We start from the raw sequence: 792 nt of genomic DNA, 5'->3' as shown, positions 1-792 counted from the left end.
ACTGGCGTCACATCGACGTTCACCGTGGTGGACTCTGACACCCCACCTGACGTAACGATGTAGGTGAAGCTGTCTGTGCCGTGGAAGTTGTCGTTTGGCGTGTAAGTGACGCTGCCATCCGGGTTGACCGAGACCGTGCCGTTAGCTGGACCGTTATTGGTATCCAGCGACACCACTTTATCGTCGCCTTCGAACGTGTCGTTACCTAAAACCTTAATGATGGTTGGCGTGTCTTCCACAACCGTCGCTTTATCTGCCACGATATCCGCCACTGGCGCTACTATGAAGTTCACCGTTTGGCTAACGCTCTCGCCGCTTGGATCGGTGGCAGTAAAGGTCAATGCTTCTGAGCCGTTCCAGTCCGCGGTTGGAGTGAACGTAGCAATGCCATTTTCTATTGAGACATTGACATTACTGTTGCCTGAGACGCTAAACGTTAACTCACCATCCACGTTATCCACATCGCTGAAAGCAGTATTTAGATCGATGCTGTATGGCGTGAAATCTTCCGCCAAGGTTTGGTCTGCAATGTTGCTTTCAACCACAGGCGTGTCGTTCACCGCATTCACGGTGACGTTGACCGTCGCTTGGTCAGTCAGCGAACCATCGGTGACGGTATAAGTGATTTCAGCGTCACCATGGAAGTTCTCAGCCGGTGTGAACACCAGTTTGCCATCAACAATCTCAACTGTCCCTTGGTCACTCGGCACAGACGCCGAGTCAATACGTAATGTATCACCATCGATGTCAGTATCGTTTGGCAGGACATCAATCGTCACTGGCGTGTCTTCG

At 51.6% G+C, this 792-nt stretch carries 1 protein-coding gene; it reads right to left on the bottom strand.

Features of this window, described 5'->3' with window-relative positions:
- Positions 1 to 792: tandem-95 repeat protein (locus R7Z50_RS26535; RefSeq protein ID WP_318149617.1), on the bottom strand; the 792-nt coding region annotated here is incomplete at both ends.

This window comes from Vibrio sp. 1249-1 (assembly GCF_033340495.1).
The sequence above is the reverse complement of the archived record's forward strand: the minus strand, read 5'-3'. Positions and strand labels throughout refer to the sequence as shown.